The 16,941-nt window shown below is 60.8% G+C and carries 13 protein-coding genes and 2 tRNA genes; 11 read left to right on the top strand and 4 right to left on the bottom strand.

Translation table 11 applies throughout. From position 1 onward, the window contains the following. The first annotated feature begins 85 nt into the window (after nt 1-85). Both NTD85_RS17260 and pdeM read left to right on the top strand, forming a co-directional pair. Nucleotides 86-2,575, top strand: coding sequence for a ligase-associated DNA damage response DEXH box helicase (locus NTD85_RS17260; protein ID WP_262142765.1), 2,490 nt, complete (start codon nt 86-88; stop codon nt 2,573-2,575). Further along, entirely contained in the window at nt 2,572-3,228 is a 657-nt protein-coding gene (gene pdeM, locus NTD85_RS17255) for a ligase-associated DNA damage response endonuclease PdeM (protein WP_262142764.1), read from the top strand. The genes NTD85_RS17260 and pdeM overlap by 4 nt, the downstream gene beginning before the upstream one ends. 46 nt (nt 3,229-3,274) lie before the next feature. Here pdeM and NTD85_RS17250 read toward each other — a convergent pair whose 3' ends face one another. Together NTD85_RS17250 and dcd are read right to left on the bottom strand one after the other, a co-directional pair. Next, nucleotides 3,275-3,481 (bottom strand): hypothetical protein, encoded by a 207-nt coding sequence (locus NTD85_RS17250; RefSeq protein WP_003222309.1) that lies wholly within the window; start codon nt 3,479-3,481, stop codon nt 3,275-3,277. A gap of 103 nt (nt 3,482-3,584) precedes the next feature. Beyond that, nucleotides 3,585-4,151 carry a dCTP deaminase gene (gene dcd / locus NTD85_RS17245; RefSeq protein ID WP_003222308.1) on the bottom strand — a complete coding sequence of 189 codons (567 nt, stop codon included), beginning with the start codon at nt 4,149-4,151 and terminating at the stop codon, nt 3,585-3,587. Between the two features lie 353 nt (nt 4,152-4,504). Between dcd and NTD85_RS17240 the strand changes: the two genes are divergently transcribed. Next, nucleotides 4,505-4,714 carry a cold-shock protein gene (locus NTD85_RS17240; protein WP_002554837.1) on the top strand — a complete coding sequence of 70 codons (210 nt, stop codon included), beginning with the start codon at nt 4,505-4,507 and terminating at the stop codon, nt 4,712-4,714. Nucleotides 4,715-4,878: 164 nt separating this feature from the next. Here the strand turns inward: NTD85_RS17240 and NTD85_RS17235 are convergent, their stop codons facing one another. Continuing rightward, complete coding sequence (locus NTD85_RS17235) at nt 4,879-5,886, bottom strand: DUF481 domain-containing protein (RefSeq protein WP_003222306.1); 1,008 nt, start codon at nt 5,884-5,886, stop codon at nt 4,879-4,881. 165 nt (nt 5,887-6,051) lie between these two features. On the opposite strand from NTD85_RS17235, the gene NTD85_RS17230 reads away from it, so the two are divergent. The 4 genes from NTD85_RS17230 (at nt 6,052) to NTD85_RS17215 (ending at nt 10,824) form a co-directional block, all read left to right on the top strand. Then, complete coding sequence (locus tag NTD85_RS17230) at nt 6,052-6,405, top strand: MGMT family protein (RefSeq protein WP_262142763.1); 354 nt, start codon at nt 6,052-6,054, stop codon at nt 6,403-6,405. 43 nt (nt 6,406-6,448) lie between these two features. Further along, the gene (locus NTD85_RS17225) at nt 6,449-8,008 is read left to right on the top strand and encodes an AmpG family muropeptide MFS transporter (protein WP_003222302.1); all 1,560 of its coding nucleotides are present in this window, start codon (nt 6,449-6,451) and stop codon (nt 8,006-8,008) included. A gap of 129 nt (nt 8,009-8,137) precedes the next feature. After that, nucleotides 8,138-9,853 (top strand): proline--tRNA ligase, encoded by a 1,716-nt coding sequence (locus NTD85_RS17220; protein WP_262142762.1) that lies wholly within the window; start codon nt 8,138-8,140, stop codon nt 9,851-9,853. A gap of 17 nt (nt 9,854-9,870) precedes the next feature. Beyond that, a complete protein-coding gene (locus NTD85_RS17215; RefSeq protein WP_003222297.1) occupies nt 9,871-10,824 on the top strand; it encodes a hypothetical protein in 954 nt (317 codons plus the stop codon). A 118-nt stretch (nt 10,825-10,942) separates the two neighbouring features. Here the strand turns inward: NTD85_RS17215 and dinB are convergent, their stop codons facing one another. Further along, on the bottom strand, nt 10,943-12,004 hold the full coding sequence (gene dinB, locus NTD85_RS17210; protein WP_003222295.1) for a DNA polymerase IV: 1,062 nt from the start codon (nt 12,002-12,004) through the stop codon (nt 10,943-10,945). A gap of 281 nt (nt 12,005-12,285) precedes the next feature. Between dinB and NTD85_RS17205 the strand changes: the two genes are divergently transcribed. The 4 genes from NTD85_RS17205 (at nt 12,286) to NTD85_RS17190 (ending at nt 16,870) form a co-directional block, all read left to right on the top strand. Further along, nucleotides 12,286-12,362 (top strand) — tRNA-Met (locus NTD85_RS17205). Nucleotides 12,363-12,582: 220 nt separating this feature from the next. After that, nucleotides 12,583-12,659 (top strand) — tRNA-Met (locus NTD85_RS17200). A 279-nt stretch (nt 12,660-12,938) separates the two neighbouring features. Beyond that, nucleotides 12,939-15,578, top strand: a complete 2,640-nt coding sequence (gene mprF / locus NTD85_RS17195) for a bifunctional lysylphosphatidylglycerol flippase/synthetase MprF (RefSeq protein WP_003222293.1) — start codon at nt 12,939-12,941, stop codon at nt 15,576-15,578. Continuing rightward, nucleotides 15,578-16,870: a virulence factor family protein gene (locus tag NTD85_RS17190; RefSeq protein WP_262142761.1), complete on the top strand. Its 1,293-nt coding sequence runs from the start codon at nt 15,578-15,580 to the stop codon at nt 16,868-16,870. Before mprF ends, NTD85_RS17190 begins: the two co-directional genes overlap by 1 nt. The last annotated feature ends 71 nt before the right edge of the window (nt 16,871-16,941 follow it).

Below are 16,941 nucleotides of genomic sequence, written 5' to 3'. Positions count from 1 at the left end.
CAGGGGTATGTGCTCGCACAAAATTAAACTTGTCCCTCAACGGCGCGGTCACTGAAGGAACACCTTCAGAGCGCAAGCCGCCGGTATGTCCACCTCCACCGACTTCGCAAAACTCTGGTTCAGCGCACGCGGCTGGAAGCCGTTCGCCTTTCAGAAAAACGTCTGGGCCGCCGTTAAAAAAGGTCAGTCAGGCCTGCTCCACGCCAGTACCGGCGCCGGTAAAACCTATGCGGTGTGGTTCGCTGCGCTCAACCGCTTCGCCCGTTTGGCCGCGCCCGCTGCCACAACCAGCAAACGCAAACCCCAGAGCGAACCAATGACCGTGCTGTGGATCACGCCGATGCGCGCCCTCGCGGCCGACACCGCCCGCGCGTTGCAAGCGCCGGTCAACGATTTGCAGATCCCGTGGAGCATCGGCCTGCGCACCGGCGACACCAGCAGCGCCGAACGCGCGCGTCAGGGCCGGCGCCTGCCGACCACGCTGATCACGACCCCGGAAAGCCTGACCCTGCTGCTCGCCCGTGCCGACGCCAAAACTGCCTTGTCGAGCCTGCGGATGATCGTCGTCGATGAATGGCACGAGCTGCTTGGCAACAAACGCGGCGTACAGCTGCAACTGGCCCTCGCCCGCCTGCGCCACTGGCAACCCGAGCTGATCGTCTGGGGCGTGTCCGCTACCCTCGGTAATCAAGCCCACGCCGAACAGGTGCTGATCCCACAGGGCGGTGGCATCAGCGTGCAAGGCCAGAGCGAAAAATCACTCAAGGTCGACACCTTGATCCCACCCGCCATCGAGCGTTTTCCCTGGGCCGGGCACATCGGCCTGAAGATGCTGCCGCAGGTTGTTGCCGAACTCGACGCCTGCGCCAGCAGCCTGGTGTTCACCAACACCCGCGCGCAGTCGGAGATCTGGTATCAGGCGTTGCTCGAAGCGCGTCCGGACTGGGCCGGGTTGATCGCGTTGCACCACAGCTCACTGTCCCGCGAGACCCGCGACTGGGTCGAGCAAGCGTTGAAGGACGGCAAGCTGAAAGCCGTGGTCTGCACCTCGAGCCTGGATCTGGGCGTGGACTTTTTACCGGTGGAACGGGTGCTGCAAATCGGTTCGGCCAAAGGCGTGGCGCGACTGATGCAACGCGCCGGGCGCTCCGGTCACGCGCCGGGGCGCACCTCGCGAGTGACGCTGGTGCCGACCCACAGCCTGGAACTGATCGAAGCCGCTGCCGCAGGCGACGCGGTGGAGCAACGACACATCGAACCGCGTCTGTCGCCGCATAAACCGCTGGATGTGCTGGTGCAGCATCTGGTCAGCATGGCGCTGGGCGGTGGCTTTATTCCCCAAGAGTTGTACGAAGAAGTGCGTGGCGCCTGGGCCTATCGCGACCTGACGCTGGCGGATTGGGCCTGGGCGCTGGCTTTCGTACGTCACGGCGGGCTTTCTCTGACAGCCTATCCGGATTACCGCCGGGTCGAGCCGGACGAACACGGGGTCTGGCGTGTACCCGATGCGCGGTTGGCGCGCCGTCATCGCATGAGCATCGGCACCATCGTCAGCGACGCGAGCATCCATCTGAAATTCTGGAGCAAGGGCGGTGGCGGCAAGCAGTTGGGCAGTGTCGAGGAAGGCTTTATCGCGCGCCTGAAACCGGGTGACGGCTTTCTGTTCGCCGGGCGTTTGCTGGAATTGGTGCGCGTGGAAAACATGACCGCGTACGTCAAACGCAGCACCGCGAAAAAAGCCGCCGTGCCGCGCTGGAATGGCGGACGGATGCCGCTTTCCAACGAGCTGGCGGCTGCCGTGGTCAGCCGCTTCACGGCGGCGGCACGGGGTGAGTTCGCCGGCCCGGAAATGCAGGCGCTGCAACCATTGCTGCAAACCCAGGCGCGCTGGTCGGGCCTGCCTACCTCCGACAGCCTGTTGGCCGAAGTGCTGAAATCCCGCGAGGGCTGGCACCTTTTCCTCTACCCGTTTGCCGGGCGTCAGGTGCATCTGGGGCTCGCCAGTCTGTTGGCGTGGCGCGTGAGTCAGCGCCAGCCGCTGACGTTTTCGATTGCAGTGAATGATTACGGGCTGGAGTTGCTCAGCGCCACGCCGGTTGATTGGTCCGGGCAACTCGATGCGGCGCTGCTCAGCCCCGATCATCTGTTGCGCGACGTGCTGGCCAGCCTCAATGCCGGGGAGCTGGCGTTGCGGCGTTTCCGTGAAATCGCGCGGATCGCCGGGCTGGTGTTCGCCGGTTATCCCGGCGCGCCGAAAAGCACCCGTCAGGTGCAGGCCTCCAGCGGGTTGTTCTTTGAAGTGTTCAAGCAATACGACGCCGACAACCTGCTGCTGGCTCAGGCCGGGGAAGAAGTCCTACGCGAAGAACTGGATATTCGTCGTCTGGAACAGACACTGGAGCGGATCAACCGGATGAAACTGGACATGCACCTGATTAAACGTCCTACACCGCTGGGCTTTCCATTACTGGTCGAGCGCATGCGCGAAAGCATGAGTTCGGAAAAACTCGCCGACCGTATCCGGCGCATGGTCGGCGATCTGGAAAAATCCGCGGACAAGGGTAAAACCTCATGAGCGCAGCTTATCCCGTGCGCCTGGCCGGTGAAGAACTCTGGTTGCTGCCGGAAAAGGCCCTGTACTGGCCGGCGCAGCAAGCGCTGCTGATCGCCGATGTGCATTTCGGCAAGGCTGCGGCCTACCGCAGCCTCGGCCAGCCAGTGCCGCAGGGCACCACGGCGGCCAACATCGACGTGCTCGACCGCTTGCTGGCGAGACTGCCCTGCCGGCAGCTGATTTTCCTCGGTGACTTTCTGCACGGCCCCGGTTCGCATGCAGCGGGCACCCTGAATGCCTTGGCCGAATGGCGTGCACGTCACGTGGATCTGCCGATGACGCTGATTCGTGGCAATCACGACAAACGCGCCGGCGATCCGCCCCAATCGTTGAACATCCGGGTAGTGCCGGAGCCGCTGCTGCTCGGGCCGTTTGCCTTGCAGCACGAACCCGACCCGCATCCCGAACGCCATGTGCTGGCCGGGCACGTGCATCCGGTCTATCGGCTCAATGGCAAGGGGCGGCAGCGTTTACGGCTGGCATGTTTCCGCCTGGGCGAACGTTTGAGTCTGCTGCCGGCGTTTGGCGCGTTTACCGGCGGCTTTGCGGTGGAGAAGGATGACGCCTGCAGGATTTTTGTCGTCGGTGATGACGAAATATGGCCAGTCAGCTGAGGTCTTGGGCAAACCTCAGCTGACTGGCCATTCATGGGGCAGTGGCTCAGGCCACTGGCGCGGGTGGCGGCTCGTCCGGCAGCGTTGGCTCGCCTGGTTCGGTCGGTTGTTCGTTGGGGGTGTCGGGATCAGGCTGGCCGGGAATCCCGCCGGCCATGTTCAGCGGGTGTGCCAGCAGAGACCAGGCCAGTACGCCAACCTGATTGGGCTCAAGCCTTGCCAGTTCGGCGGTGATATGCGGATCGATCTTCATGGAACCCTCCTCGGCGAAGGCCCGCTTTGCCAGAAGCAAAAACGGGCAGTACACCCCATAGAGTGTCTGCCCGCCAAAGAATTCCCGCGAACTGCCGGATGGATCAGGTACGCGGTAGAGTCACGCCGCGCTGGCCCTGATATTTACCGCCGCGATCCTTGTACGAAACTTCGCACTGCTCGTCGGATTCGAGGAACAGCATCTGCGCCACGCCTTCGTTGGCGTAGATTTTCGCCGGCAGGTTGGTGGTGTTGGAGAATTCCAGCGTCACGTGACCTTCCCACTCAGGCTCGAGCGGAGTGACGTTGACGATGATGCCGCAGCGCGCATAGGTGCTTTTACCCAGGCAGATGGTCAATACGTTGCGCGGAATGCGGAAGTATTCGACGGTGCTGGCCAGGGCGAAGGAGTTCGGCGGAATGATGCAGACGTCGCTGTGAATGTCGACGAAGCTGCCGGCATCGAAGTTCTTCGGATCGACGATCGCCGAATTGATGTTGGTGAACACCTTGAAATGGTTGGTGCAGCGCACATCGTAGCCGTAGCTCGACACACCGTAGGAAATCACACGGCTGTCGTCGCTGCCGCGCACCTGACGCTCGACGAAAGGCTCGATCATGCCGTGTTCCTGCGCCATGCGGCGAATCCACTTGTCCGATTTGATGCTCATGGCGGGTGTCCTGAATAGCGAGGTGGAAAAAATCTGTCCGGCATCTTACCGGGCGCGCCGCCGTGTTCAAAGTCCACACTGAAATTCTCGCCGAACACGCTGGAAATACGGGTTCTGGCGACGAACTGTCACACCGCCGATCCCTAAAACAGAGAAACCTTCGCAAGAAACATTGGCACGTTCCGGAAAAAGGGTTAAGGTGGCGCCACTGTGTTGCTTGTGTCACTGAGAATCTCTACACGATATGTTGAATTTCGATCCAACCATCTACAAGAATTTTTCCTGCTCTTTGCACTCAGTCTCGGCCAGGGTTCTTCCTGAGTCGCAGTTATCTTTGTTCAAGGAGTTACACCATGTCTAATCGCCAAACCGGTACCGTTAAGTGGTTCAACGATGAAAAAGGCTTCGGCTTCATCACTCCACAATCCGGTGACGACCTGTTCGTTCACTTCAAAGCTATCCAATCCGACGGCTTCAAAAGCCTGAAAGAAGGCCAACAGGTTTCTTTCATCGCTACCCGCGGTCAGAAAGGCATGCAAGCTGAAGAAGTACAAGTTATCTAACTTGTAGCTTCTTTAGAAAAGAGCCCCGCCCTCAAAAGCGGGGCTTTTTTGTGGGCGTGTGTTTTTCCACGCGCAAAAAAAGATCGCAGCCTGCGGCAGCTTCTACAGGATGAACACCATCCCTTTGTAGACGCTGCCGCAGGCTGCGATCTTTTGCTTGTGCTTTACCAGGCCACGCCAAACCCTGCGGTGTAGCGGGTCTTGTTCAAATCCGCGTCCTTGGTGCCACTGATGATGTCGCGTTCAGCCTTGAGGTTGAGCGACGCCCAGTCGGTGACCTTGTAGCGCAGGCCCATCTCGGCATCCAGCGCGTAGTTGGCTACGTCAGAGAGTGGCTTGCCCAGTTCGCCATTGGTGAAGAACTCGACTTTTTTGCCGATCAGGTAGCGGTTGTAATCCCACTTCATGGCGACCGAATAGAAGTTGTCCTTACCGCCATCGCTGTATTCGTAATCGGTGCGGTTGAGCAACGAACCGAGCGAGAACGCGCCCAGCTCATCGTCCCAGAACTGGTAGCCCGGACCCGTACCAACGACGCGCTGACGCGACAATTCCTCAATATAGTCACGCTTGTAGTTCAGGCGACCCTGCCAGAACCACTTGTCGGTGAGGAAGCGGTCAAGTGCGTATTCGGCGCGCCAGTTATTGGTGGTGACCTGCTCGTCCTGCACTTCGCGGTTGTATTCGCCCTCGGCAGTGTGCCGCCAGCGGCCATGACGCGCGGTGGTCTTGAAGTCAATGTCGTAGTCGTCGGTATCCTTTTCCGCACGCTGATAATCCAGAGCCAGACCCACATTACCCTTCCACACCAGATCCTCGACCACCGGTTTCGGTTTGAGAATCTGCTGGATACTCGCCAGCTCCACGGTTTTCGGCGCCTCACCGTTGGCCAAGGTGACCTTGCCGTCATCGGCGGCGGTCAGCGACTTGGCTTTTTCACCGCTGTAGGCGTCCTGCTTGACCAGCAGCTCCTGATCGCTTTGCAGGGTCTTGACCTCTTTCCAGTCGATGCTGACCGCCCCCGCATACTGGGTCTGAATCAGCAATTTGCCGCCGTCGAACAAGGAAATCTTACCGCTCAACTTGTCACCGTTCTTTAACCAGACGGTATCGGCAAGCAGCGGCGTGGAGGCACTGAAGACAGCAAGGCACAGCAAGGTTCTGGACAGCATAAGCGGATCGAGGGCTCAAGTTTGCGAGAAAAGGTCGGCATTATCCGTAGGAATAAGACCCTGACAAGGACTGACCGGGCGATTTCCATTGAGTTCATTTCTCATCTGCGCGCCGACGGATTACCCTTGACCCCATCCACCACCTCTTGTTCAGGAACGGCGCAGGTGAAAGAGCCACCCCATCCCGACGAAAGTCCGGCGCAAATCCGACGCACGGCGCTGTATTCGACACTTGCTCAAGTACCTGAGGGCAAAGTGGTCAGCTATGGTCAGTTGGCTGAACTCGCGGGGTTGGGGCGCGCCGCCCGCTGGGTCGGCCGGACCCTGAGCCAGCTACCCGCCGATACCACGCTGCCGTGGCACCGGGTACTGGGCGCCGGCGGTCGGATCAGCCTGCCGCCGGGCAGCCCCTCGGGGGACGAACAACGGGCACGATTGCGTTCTGAGGGCGTCACCGTCCTGAACAATCGTGTGGATATTCAGCGCCATGGCTGGCGTCCGATAGAGCACAGCGGTTAGAGTGCGCGCTTTGTTTTCGCAATCTTGAGGCAGACTTCAGCCCATGCCCCGTAAAACCTGGCGCGCCGCGCTCGCCGCCTATGCCAGTCCTTCGACGCTCGTGCTGTTGTTGCTCGGTTTTGCTGCCGGCCTGCCGTACATGCTGGTGTTTTCGACGCTTTCCGTCTGGCTGCGTGAAGCCGGTGTTGCCCGTGAAACCATCGGCTACGCCAGCCTGATCGGCCTGGCCTACGCCTTCAAATGGGTGTGGTCACCGCTGCTCGACCAATGGCGCCTGCCTTTATTGGGCAAGCTTGGCCGCCGCCGTTCGTGGCTGGTGCTCTCGCAGACCCTGGTGATTCTGGGCCTGATCGGCATGGGCTTCTGTGATCCGCAGAAACACCTGTCCTGGCTGATCGCCATTGCCGTCATCGTCGCCTTCGCCTCCGCCACCCAAGACATCGCGGTCGACGCCTATCGCCTGGAAATCGCCGACGACAGCCGCCAGGCCGCGCTGGCTGCCAGTTACATGTCCGGCTATCGCGTCGCCGCCCTGCTCGCCACGGCGGGCGCGCTGTTCTTTGCCGAAGGCTTCGGCTCCACCGGTTTCAACTATCAACACTCGGCCTGGACCGGCACCTACGCCCTGTTCGGGGTATTGATGATCCCTGCCCTGCTGACCTCGCTGCTGATGCGCGAACCGCCAGTGCCACTGCGCACGCAGTTGCAGGCCGGCCGCTACAGTTTCGGGCATCAACTGGCCTCGGTATTCGTGCTGATTGTGTTGCTGGTGTCGGTTCCGGCGATGTTCACCCAGCTCTACAACACCGATTTCGCCGGCGTGCTGTTCGGCAATATGAGCCCGCTCGACCTGTTGCTCGAAGACCGCGCCTTCCTGCGCGCCATCCTCTACACCCTGCTCACCGGCCTGTGCCTGTCGACCATGGGCCGTCGCGGCCTGGCGCCGGTACTGACCCCGGTCAACGACTTCATCCTGCGCTACCGCTGGCAGGCATTGCTGTTGCTCGGGCTGATCGCCACTTACCGGATGTCCGACACGGTGATGGGCGTGATGGCCAACGTGTTCTATATCGACCAGGGCTTCACCAAGGATCAGATCGCCAGCGTCAGCAAGATCTTCGGCCTGATCATGACCCTCCTCGGAGCCGGGATGGGCGGCCTGCTGATCGTGCGCTTCGGCATCCTGCCGATCCTGTTCATTGGCGGCGCAGCTTCGGCGGCAACCAACCTGCTGTTCGTGATGCTGGCTGACATGGGCCCGAACCTGCAGATGCTGGTGGTGACCATCTCCCTCGACAACTTCAGTTCGGGGATGGCGACCTCAGCCTTCGTCGCCTACCTGTCGAGTCTGACCAACCTGAAGTTCTCGGCCACCCAGTACGCCCTGCTCAGCTCGATCATGCTGTTGCTGCCGCGCCTGATCGGCGGTTATTCCGGGGTAATGGTCGAGAAGTTCGGCTACCACAACTTCTTCATGATCACGGCGCTGCTCGGCGTGCCGACCCTGGTGCTGATCGCCCTGCACTGGTTTCAGGAAAACCGCCGCGAAGGCCCGACACCAACGCCCGAGCCTGTGCCGACCAGCGTGGTCGAAGAGTCGTAGGACAATTCAGATACGGCGGGACGATTCCCGCCGTTGAGCCTTACCGCCGAGCGCAATCCTGTACGTCGGCAAATCTCGCCGGTACACTGCTCCGTCATTTCCAGTCATAGCAACCGACAACGGCCAACCATGCGCACCAGTCAATTTTTGCTCGCCACACAGAAAGAAACGCCTTCCGATGCGGTCGTCGTCAGCCATCAGCTGATGCTGCGCGCCGGCATGATCCGCAAACTCGCTTCGGGCCTGTACACCTGGCTGCCGATGGGCCTGCGGGTAATGCGCAAGGTTGAAGCCATCGTTCGCGAAGAAATGAACGCTGCCGGTTCTCTTGAAGTGTTGATGCCGAGCACCCAACCGGCCGAGTTGTGGCAGGAATCGGGGCGCTGGGAAGAATACGGCCCTGAGCTGCTGCGCATCAAAGACCGCCACGGTCGCGACTTCTGCGCGGGCCCGACCCACGAAGAAGTGATCACCGATCTGATGCGCAACGAGTTGAGCAGCTACAAGCAGCTGCCGATCAACCTGTATCAGATCCAGACCAAATTCCGTGACGAAATCCGCCCACGCTTCGGTTTGATGCGCGGCCGCGAATTCATCATGAAGGACGCCTACTCGTTCCACGCCGATCAGGCTTCGCTGCAGGTCACCTACGACCGCATGCATCAGGCGTACTGCAACGTGTTCACCCGTCTGGGCCTGAAATTCCGTCCGGTTGAAGCCGACAACGGCTCGATCGGTGGCGCTGGCTCCCATGAATTCCACGTGCTGGCCGAGTCCGGCGAAGACGATATCGTCTTCAGCAACGGTTCCGACTACGCCGCGAACATCGAAAAAGCCGAAGCCGTGCCACGCGAAACCTCGCGTCCAGCACCGACCGAAGAGCTGCGCCTGGTCGATACGCCAGACACCAAGACCATTGCTGCGCTGGTGGAAAAATTCAATCTGCCGATTGAAAAGACCATCAAAACCCTGATCGTCCACGCCGAAGAGCCAGGCAAGCTGATTGCCCTGATCATCCGTGGCGACCACGAGCTCAACGAAATCAAGGCCGCCAACCAGCCGGGCGTTGCCAGCCCGCTGGTCATGGCTTCCGATGCCGAACTGCGTGACGCCATTGGCGCCGGCGCCGGTTCGCTCGGCCCGCTGAACCTGCCACTGCCAATCATCATCGACCGCTCGGTCGAGCTGATGAGCGACTTCGGTATCGGCGCGAACATCGACGACAAGCACTACTTCGGCGTGAACTGGGAGCGCGATCTGCCGGTTCCGACCGTCGCCGACCTGCGTAACGTCGTCGCCGGTGACCCAAGCCCGGACGGCAAAGGCACCCTGGAAATCAAGCGTGGCATCGAAGTCGGGCACATCTTCCAGTTGGGCAACAAGTACAGCAAGGCGATGAAGTGCGAAGTGCTGGGCGAGAACGGTAAGCCAGTGACCCTGGAAATGGGTTGCTACGGTATCGGCGTATCCCGCGTGGTGGCTGCTGCCATCGAGCAGAACAACGACGACAAAGGCATCATCTGGAGCGACACCCTGGCGCCGTTCCAGATCGCCCTGGTACCGCTGCGTTATGAAACCGAGCAGGTGCGCGAAGCCACTGACAAGCTTTACGCAGAACTGACTGCGGCCGGTTTCGAAGTGCTGCTGGACGATCGCGACAAGAAAACCAGCCCGGGCATCAAGTTTGCGGACATGGAGCTGATCGGCATTCCACACCGGATCGTGGTCAGCGACCGCGGTCTCGCCGAAGGCAACCTGGAATACAAGAGCCGCACCGAGGCCGAAGCGCAAGCGCTGCCGGTTGCCGATGTGCTGTCCTTCCTTCAGGCCCGTATCCGCCGCTGAATCCAGATAGAGACCTCATGTTCAAGCGAAACACCCTGGGCCTCGGTGGCGCCGCCTTATGCGGCGCCCTGCTGGTCAGCGGCTGCGCCAATCACATGTCACAGCGCAGCGAGCACGAAGAGCGGGTCGAGCGTAAATTGCTCGATCACAGCCTGCAGATCGACGTCGGTGAGCCCAAGGTGCTCGAACTGCCGCAACGCCGCGTGAAGATCAGCGAACAGAAGACCTTCGAGGTCACCGAGTTCGAGGTCACGCGGCATTACGATCGCTATACGCCTTACCAGCCCTGGCGGAAAATCTACGAGATTCCGCTGGGTGCGGTTGCGCTGGTGGGGGGTGTCGGCGCCAACGTGGTCAACGTCTTCGCACTCGGCAACCTGCCGGACAGCATGACCAGGGACTGGTTGAGCTACGGTCTGGACGGGCTCAACCCGGCCATGAACATGCAATCCCATGGTCGCGCGCAACAGAACCTGGCCAGTATCGATGAAGTCCAGCGCGACAAGCGCATGGAGTATTCGAGCCTGCCGTGGAGCGAGCGTCCGGTGCAGGTCAAGGCTGGCAAGCAGACATTCGACATGACCACCGACCGCAACGGTGTGCTGCGCCTGAACCTGCTGGACAGTCCGTTCGCAGAAAATGACCTGAATCATATCGGCAAGCTGCAGATCAGCGTCGAAGACGGCAAGGATGACGTGCACAGCGATTCATCCCTGGCCATCAGCAGCCATTTGCGCAGCAAGTTGCTCGAAGCCCACGGGTTGATTTACGACGATCTGGAAGACGACGAAGTGAGCCAGTGGGTCCACCGGGTCAAGCGTCTGTCGGAGCTGGGTCTGGAAGAGGAAGCCAGCGAGCTGGAGCAAAGCCTGATCGAACTGACGCGTAACGATCCCGAGTTACAGGCCGAGTTTCTCAAATCGCTGACCAAGGATGCCGGGCGTCTGGTGGCGGATCCGGGACCGAATTAAGCCTGAAAAGCTTCGCGAGCAAGCCCGCTCCCACAGTTGATTGCATTCCACTGAAGGAACTCGATCAAATGTGGGAGGGGGCTTGCTCGCGAAAGCGGCATCAGCAACACCGCAGCAATTAGCGCTCAAACAACTCCATCTGCTCAAACCCACCCCGCAAATCCTCCAGCCTGACCCCCACCCCCAACAACCGCACCGGTTTCCCGCCTCGGTTGAACGCCTGCGTCAGCATCAACTGATAACTGCCCAGATCGCGCCCTGCCCCGGCTTGCTCCAGCGTGGTCTGGGTAAAGTCATGGAACTTCACTTTGACGAACGGCTTGCCCGGGCGATAGCTGCTGTCGATCCGCTCCATGCGGGTTTTCAGGGTTTCCAGCAGCTCCGGCAATTTGTCCAGGCAACTGCGCAGATCGGGCAGATCAACGTCGTAGGTGTTTTCCACGCTGATTGACTGACGGCGACTGTCGTTGTGCACCAACCGGTCATCGATCCCACGGGCCAGACTCCACAGTCGCTCACCGAAACTGCCGAATTCGCGCACCAGCGCCAACTTGTCCCACTCACGCAGTTGCAGGCAGTCGACGATGCCGAGCTTGCCCAGCTTGTCGGCGGTAACTTTGCCGACGCCGTGCAACTTGCTCACCGGCAGACCACTGACAAAATCCTCGACCTGATCCGGGGTAATCACGAACAACCCGTTGGGCTTCTTCCAGTCACTGGCGATTTTCGCCAGAAACTTGTTCGGCGCCACGCCCGCAGACACGGTGATGTGCAACTGATTGGAGACCCGGCGACGAATGTCCTGGGCAATTCGCGTGGCGCTGCCGCCAAAATGCGCGCTGTCGGAGACGTCGAGGTAGGCCTCGTCCAGCGACAGCGGTTCGATCAGGTCGGTGTAATCGCGAAAGATCGTATGAATTTCCTTGGAAGCTTCGCGATAGGCGTCCATGCGCGGCTTGACGATGGTCAGGTCGGGGCACAGCTTCAAGGCATGTCCGGATGACATCGCCGAACGCACGCCATACGCCCGTGCTTCATAGTTACAGGTAGCAATCACCCCGCGCCGATCCGCCGACCCGCCCACCGCCAGCGGCTTGCCTGCCAGGTTCGGGTCGTCGCGCATCTCAATGGCGGCGTAGAAACAGTCGCAGTCGACGTGGATGATTTTTCGTTGGGTCATGACAGAAAAGGAAACATGGCGAGCCGGATCCGCAGTATCTCACTGACACCTGTATATAGCACCAGTAGTGCTGAATGTTCTTTTCAGGCTGTAGGAAAACAACCATGAATTTATTTTCTCAATCGAAAATCTCCTGCCGATAGAGCTGAAAGCCTTGCCCCGCCTGCCCTGCGTGCCCTTCGCCTGCCCTGTAAAAAGCGCTAACCGATTGAACAAGAACAGATTTATCTGGATTCAAGGTTGACAGACCGGCGTTCCTCTGTAGAATGCCGACACACAGACGCGGGATGGAGCAGTCTGGTAGCTCGTCGGGCTCATAACCCGAAGGTCGTCGGTTCAAATCCGGCTCCCGCAACCAAACATCAAAAAAGGCTACTCGAAAGAGTGGCCTTTTTTGTGCCTGTCTGTTTTTCAGACCGGCCTCCACATCACGCACATCCGGGCGAACAGGAATTCGTTGCATTTCCGAAACTTACCGCGCCCCTGCGACCGTTTGACGCAAATTCACACTTATTTGACCCATTACGGGATTAGCGGTTGACACCTCGCCGTTCGCCTGTAGAATGCCGCCACACAGACGCGGGATGGAGCAGTCTGGTAGCTCGTCGGGCTCATAACCCGAAGGTCGTCGGTTCAAATCCGGCTCCCGCAACCAAACATCAAAAAAGGCTGCTCGAAAGAGTGGCCTTTTTTGTATCTGTGGAAAAAGTCCTTTCGCAACAATGATCTGTCACGCTGCAGTGAAACACTCAGGATCATCAGACCCGCCGAGTTGCGACTATGCTTGAGTCGCAGGCAAGACGTCTGCAATCCATGACCCGCCCTCGCCGATACCCGATGAGAGGCGTAGTATTTTGTGATTATTTTTTTCTACAGGGATTGGTAACTTGGCTGGATACCTCCATCCTGTCGCGCACAATCCAAGAGGTGATTGATGCGCGCCAACTCGTCTGATCCACAAGACACCGTCACAGCAGACCATCCGATCAAGCCCGAGCGCCTGCGCTTGCTGGATCGTTTGAGCAAATACCGCCAGCCTATCGGTCTGGCGGTCACATTGCTGTTGTTTGCCATTGCGCTGATTGCCTGTCGCCATCTGCTGAGCGAACTCGATCTCTACGCGCTGCATGACTCGATCCTGGCCGTGCCGAAACCTGCTCTGCTCGGGGCATTGGGTGCGACGGTGATCGGCTTCATTATATTGCTGGGCTATGAATGGTCAGCGAGCCGCTATGCCGGCGTGACGCTGCCACCGCGCACGCTGGCGCTGGGCGGCTTCACTGCGTTTGCAATTGGCAACGCCATCGGCCTGTCGCTGCTGTCCGGCGGCTCAGTGCGCTACCGTTTATATGCACGCCATGGTCTGGGGGCATCAGAAGTCGCCCACATGACGCTGTTCGCCAGCCTGTCGCTGGGCTGCGCCCTGCCACCACTGGCGGCTCTCGCGACCCTCAGCGACCTGCCTTCCGCTTCCGCCGCCCTGGGCCTGTCAGAGGGCCTGCTCGGCACGATTGCCATGGTGGTGCTGGGTCTGGGCGCGATTCTGGCGATCGGCATCTACCGCCGGCGCCTGCCGGAGCAACCGTACCGCGATAACCTGCTGGTCAGGGCTGGGCGCCGGACGTTGCGCCTGCCGGGCCGCCGCCTGACCTTCCTGCAACTGATCATCACCGCCCTCGACGTCGCCGCAGCAGCCACCGTGCTTTACCTGCTGCTGCCGGAAGCCCCGCCGTTCGGCGCCTTCCTGCTGGTGTACCTGCTGGCCCTGGCCGCCGGCGTGCTCAGCCATGTGCCGGGGGGTGTCGGAGTCTTCGAGGCGATCCTGCTCGCCGCGTTCGCCGACACACTCGGTGCCGCGCCACTGGCCGCCGCCCTGCTGCTCTACCGCCTGATCTATGTCGTGCTGCCGCTGCTGGTGGCCTGCCTGTTCTTGCTGATCAACGAAGGCCAGCGCCTGTTTCAGACCCAGACCATGCGCGCAGCGTCCGGTCTGGCGGCGCCCATTCTGGCGGTGCTGGTGTTCCTGTCCGGCGTGGTGCTGCTGTTTTCCGGCGCTACCCCGGAGATCGACACCCGTCTCGAACACATCGGTTTTCTGATCCCGCATCGTCTGGTCGACGCCTCGCACTTCGGCGCCAGTCTGATCGGCGTGCTATGCCTGTTGCTCGCCCAGGGCCTGCGTCGTCGGCTGTCTGCCGCGTGGATGCTGACCACCATTCTGTTGCTGGTCGGCGCCCTGCTCTCGCTGCTCAAAGGCTTCGACTGGGAAGAAGCCACGCTGATGACACTCACTGCTGCGTTGCTGGGGGTGTTCCGCCGTTCGTTCTATCGTCCGAGCCGCCTGACCGAGCTACCGTTCTCGCCGCTGTATCTGGTTGCCAGCCTCTGCGTGCTGGGGGCTTCGACCTGGCTGCTGCTGTTCGCCTATCAGGACGTGCCTTACAGCCATCAACTGTGGTGGCAGTTCACCCTCGACGCTGACGCGCCACGTGGCCTGCGCTCGCTGCTCGGTGCTGCCGTACTGTTGCTGGTGATCGCCCTGACCTGGCTGCTGCGCACCGCGCGCCCGGTGATTCACCTGCCGACACCGGATGAACTGGAACGCGCCTCGAAGATCCTCATGGCCTCGTCGCAACCCGATGGCGGCCTGGCACTGACCGGTGACAAGGCACTGCTGTTTCACCCCAACGACGAGGCGTTCCTGATGTACGCCCGCCGTGGCCGCAGCCTCGTGGCGCTGTACGACCCGATCGGCCCCGGCCAGCAGCGTGCCGAAATGATCTGGCAGTTCCGCGACCTGTGCGACATCCATCACACCCGTCCGGTGTTCTATCAGGTACGTGCCGAGAACCTGCCGTACTACATGGACATCGGCCTGACCGCGATCAAGCTCGGCGAAGAAGCCCGGGTCGATCTGCATCGCTTTGACCTGGAAGCCAAGGGCAAAGAGATGAAGGACCTGCGCTACACCTGGAACCGTGGGACCCGCGACGGCCTGTCGCTGGAAATCCACGAGCCGGGCCAGGCGCCGATGGACGAGTTGAAAGTGATTTCCGATGCGTGGCTGACCGGCAAGAACGTGCGCGAGAAAGGTTTCTCCCTCGGTCGGTTCAGCGACGATTACCTGAAGCATTTCCGCATTGCGGTGATTCGCTTCGAAGGCCGCCCGGTGGCGTTCGCCAACCTGCTCGAGACTTACAGCCATGACCTGGCCAGTCTCGATCTGATGCGCTCGCACCCGGACGCCCCCAAGCTGACCATGGAATTCCTGATGGTCGGTTTGATTCAACACTATAAGAGTCACGGATACGCGCGCTTCAGCCTGGGCATGGTGCCGTTGTCGGGGTTGCAACCCCGGCGTGGTGCACCGCTGACCCAGCGTCTGGGCTCGATGGTCTTCCGCCGTGGTGAGCAGCTGTACAACTTCCAAGGCTTGCGCCGCTTCAAAGACAAGTTCCAGCCTGACTGGGAACCCCGTTATATGGCAGTGCCCGCCGGACTCGATCCGCTGGTGGCGCTGGCCGATACTGCTGCCCTGATCGCGGGCGGCTTGACTGGATTGGTGAAACGCTGATGATTCAACGCTCCCTGAAGTACATCCTGGCCGCACTGATCGTGCTGGCCGTGATTGCCGGCGGCGGTTACTGGTACCTCAAACGCCCGGCACCGCAACCGACTCTGCAACCGCTGACTGCCGCCGACGGCACGGTCATGACCCGCGTCGTTCCCGGCACCCAGCCCAAGGCTCAGGTGCTGGTAGTGGTCAATGACGACCAGAAGCTGACCGATAACCAACTGAGCACCCTGAGCCGCAGCGCCTCGGCGCAAATCGTTCAGGTGATTCTGCCCAAGGACTGCCTGCAACAGAGCCGCGCGCTGCAAACCGGCCTGCGCGAACTGAATGGCCCGGCCACGCTGGTCAGCGGTATCGGCCCGGGCGCCGTGCTGGCCTGGCGCTGGTTGTCCGAGCAGAAGGACGACAAGGCCCAGGCGATCTCGGTTGACCTGGCCCTGGAAAAACCCGGCTGTACCCACCTGCTGCCGAAATCTGCGGCCCACGGCCATTGGCTGGTGGCGTGGAACGACAACCCGGACGACACCAGCGCCGGTTTCGTGCGCGATCAACCGAACGCCGAAACCAGCATCAGCGACTACGACATCAACCTGCCGCAAGTGCTGAACAACGAGTTGCGCAAGATCCTCGTCGGCGGCGACAAGGCCAACGGCGGTCTGGCGATTCCGGTGGTTGAAGTGCCGGCCGGTCAAGCCAAGGACACCGTGACCCTGTTCCTTTCCGGTGACGGCGGCTGGCGCGACCTCGACCGCGATGTGGCCGGCGAGATGGCCAAGATTGGCTATCCCGTCGTCGGCATCGACACCCTGCGCTACTACTGGCAGCACAAGAGCCCGGAACAAAGCGCCCTGGACCTGACCGAACTGATGCAGCACTACCGCCAGAAATGGGGCACCAAGCGCTTCATCCTGACCGGTTATTCGTTCGGTGCCGACGTCCTGCCGGCGATCTACAACCGCCTGCCGGACACCGAGCAGCAACGCGTCGACGCCATCATCCTGCTGGCCTTCGCCCGTACCGGCAGCTTCGAAATCGAAGTCGAAGGCTGGCTCGGCAACGCCGGCAAAGAAGCCGCCACCGGCCCGGAAATGGCCAAGCTGCCAGCGGCCAAAGTAGTGTGCATCTACGGCGCCGAAGAAACCGACGAAAGCGGCTGCACCGACAAGACGGCAGTCGGCGAAGCGGTGAAACTGCCCGGCGGCCACCACTTCGACGAGAACTACCCGGCGCTGGCCAAGCGTCTGGTGGACCTGATCGAGAAGCGTCAGAGCAAGGATCAGCCGACAGAGTGATCTGAAGCGCTCCAACGAAAAGCCCCCGCAACCTCACGGTTGCGGGGGCTTTTTTACGCAAACTTGCAGCA

It is taken from the genome of Pseudomonas sp. 13B_3.2_Bac1 (assembly GCF_025466205.1).
Lineage (GTDB): Bacteria > Pseudomonadota > Gammaproteobacteria > Pseudomonadales > Pseudomonadaceae > Aquipseudomonas > Aquipseudomonas fluorescens_H.
The sequence above is the reverse complement of the archived record's forward strand: the minus strand, read 5'-3'. Positions and strand labels throughout refer to the sequence as shown.

Bases quoted from the DNA above. Each gene is read 5' to 3' on its own strand.
- NTD85_RS17260 (WP_262142765.1), top strand. From the start codon at position 86: ATGTCCACCTCCACCGACTTCGCAAAACTCTGGTTCAGCGCACGCGGC.
- pdeM (WP_262142764.1), top strand. From the start codon at position 2,572: ATGAGCGCAGCTTATCCCGTGCGCCTGGCCGGTGAAGAACTCTGGTTG.
- NTD85_RS17250 (WP_003222309.1), bottom strand. From the start codon at position 3,481: ATGAAGATCGATCCGCATATCACCGCCGAACTGGCAAGGCTTGAGCCC.
- dcd (WP_003222308.1), bottom strand. From the start codon at position 4,151: ATGAGCATCAAATCGGACAAGTGGATTCGCCGCATGGCGCAGGAACAC.
- NTD85_RS17240 (WP_002554837.1), top strand. From the start codon at position 4,505: ATGTCTAATCGCCAAACCGGTACCGTTAAGTGGTTCAACGATGAAAAA.
- NTD85_RS17235 (WP_003222306.1), bottom strand. From the start codon at position 5,886: ATGCTGTCCAGAACCTTGCTGTGCCTTGCTGTCTTCAGTGCCTCCACG.
- NTD85_RS17225 (WP_003222302.1), top strand. From the start codon at position 6,449: ATGCCCCGTAAAACCTGGCGCGCCGCGCTCGCCGCCTATGCCAGTCCT.
- NTD85_RS17220 (WP_262142762.1), top strand. From the start codon at position 8,138: ATGCGCACCAGTCAATTTTTGCTCGCCACACAGAAAGAAACGCCTTCC.
- NTD85_RS17215 (WP_003222297.1), top strand. From the start codon at position 9,871: ATGTTCAAGCGAAACACCCTGGGCCTCGGTGGCGCCGCCTTATGCGGC.
- dinB (WP_003222295.1), bottom strand. From the start codon at position 12,004: ATGACCCAACGAAAAATCATCCACGTCGACTGCGACTGTTTCTACGCC.
- mprF (WP_003222293.1), top strand. From the start codon at position 12,939: ATGCGCGCCAACTCGTCTGATCCACAAGACACCGTCACAGCAGACCAT.
- NTD85_RS17190 (WP_262142761.1), top strand. From the start codon at position 15,578: ATGATTCAACGCTCCCTGAAGTACATCCTGGCCGCACTGATCGTGCTG.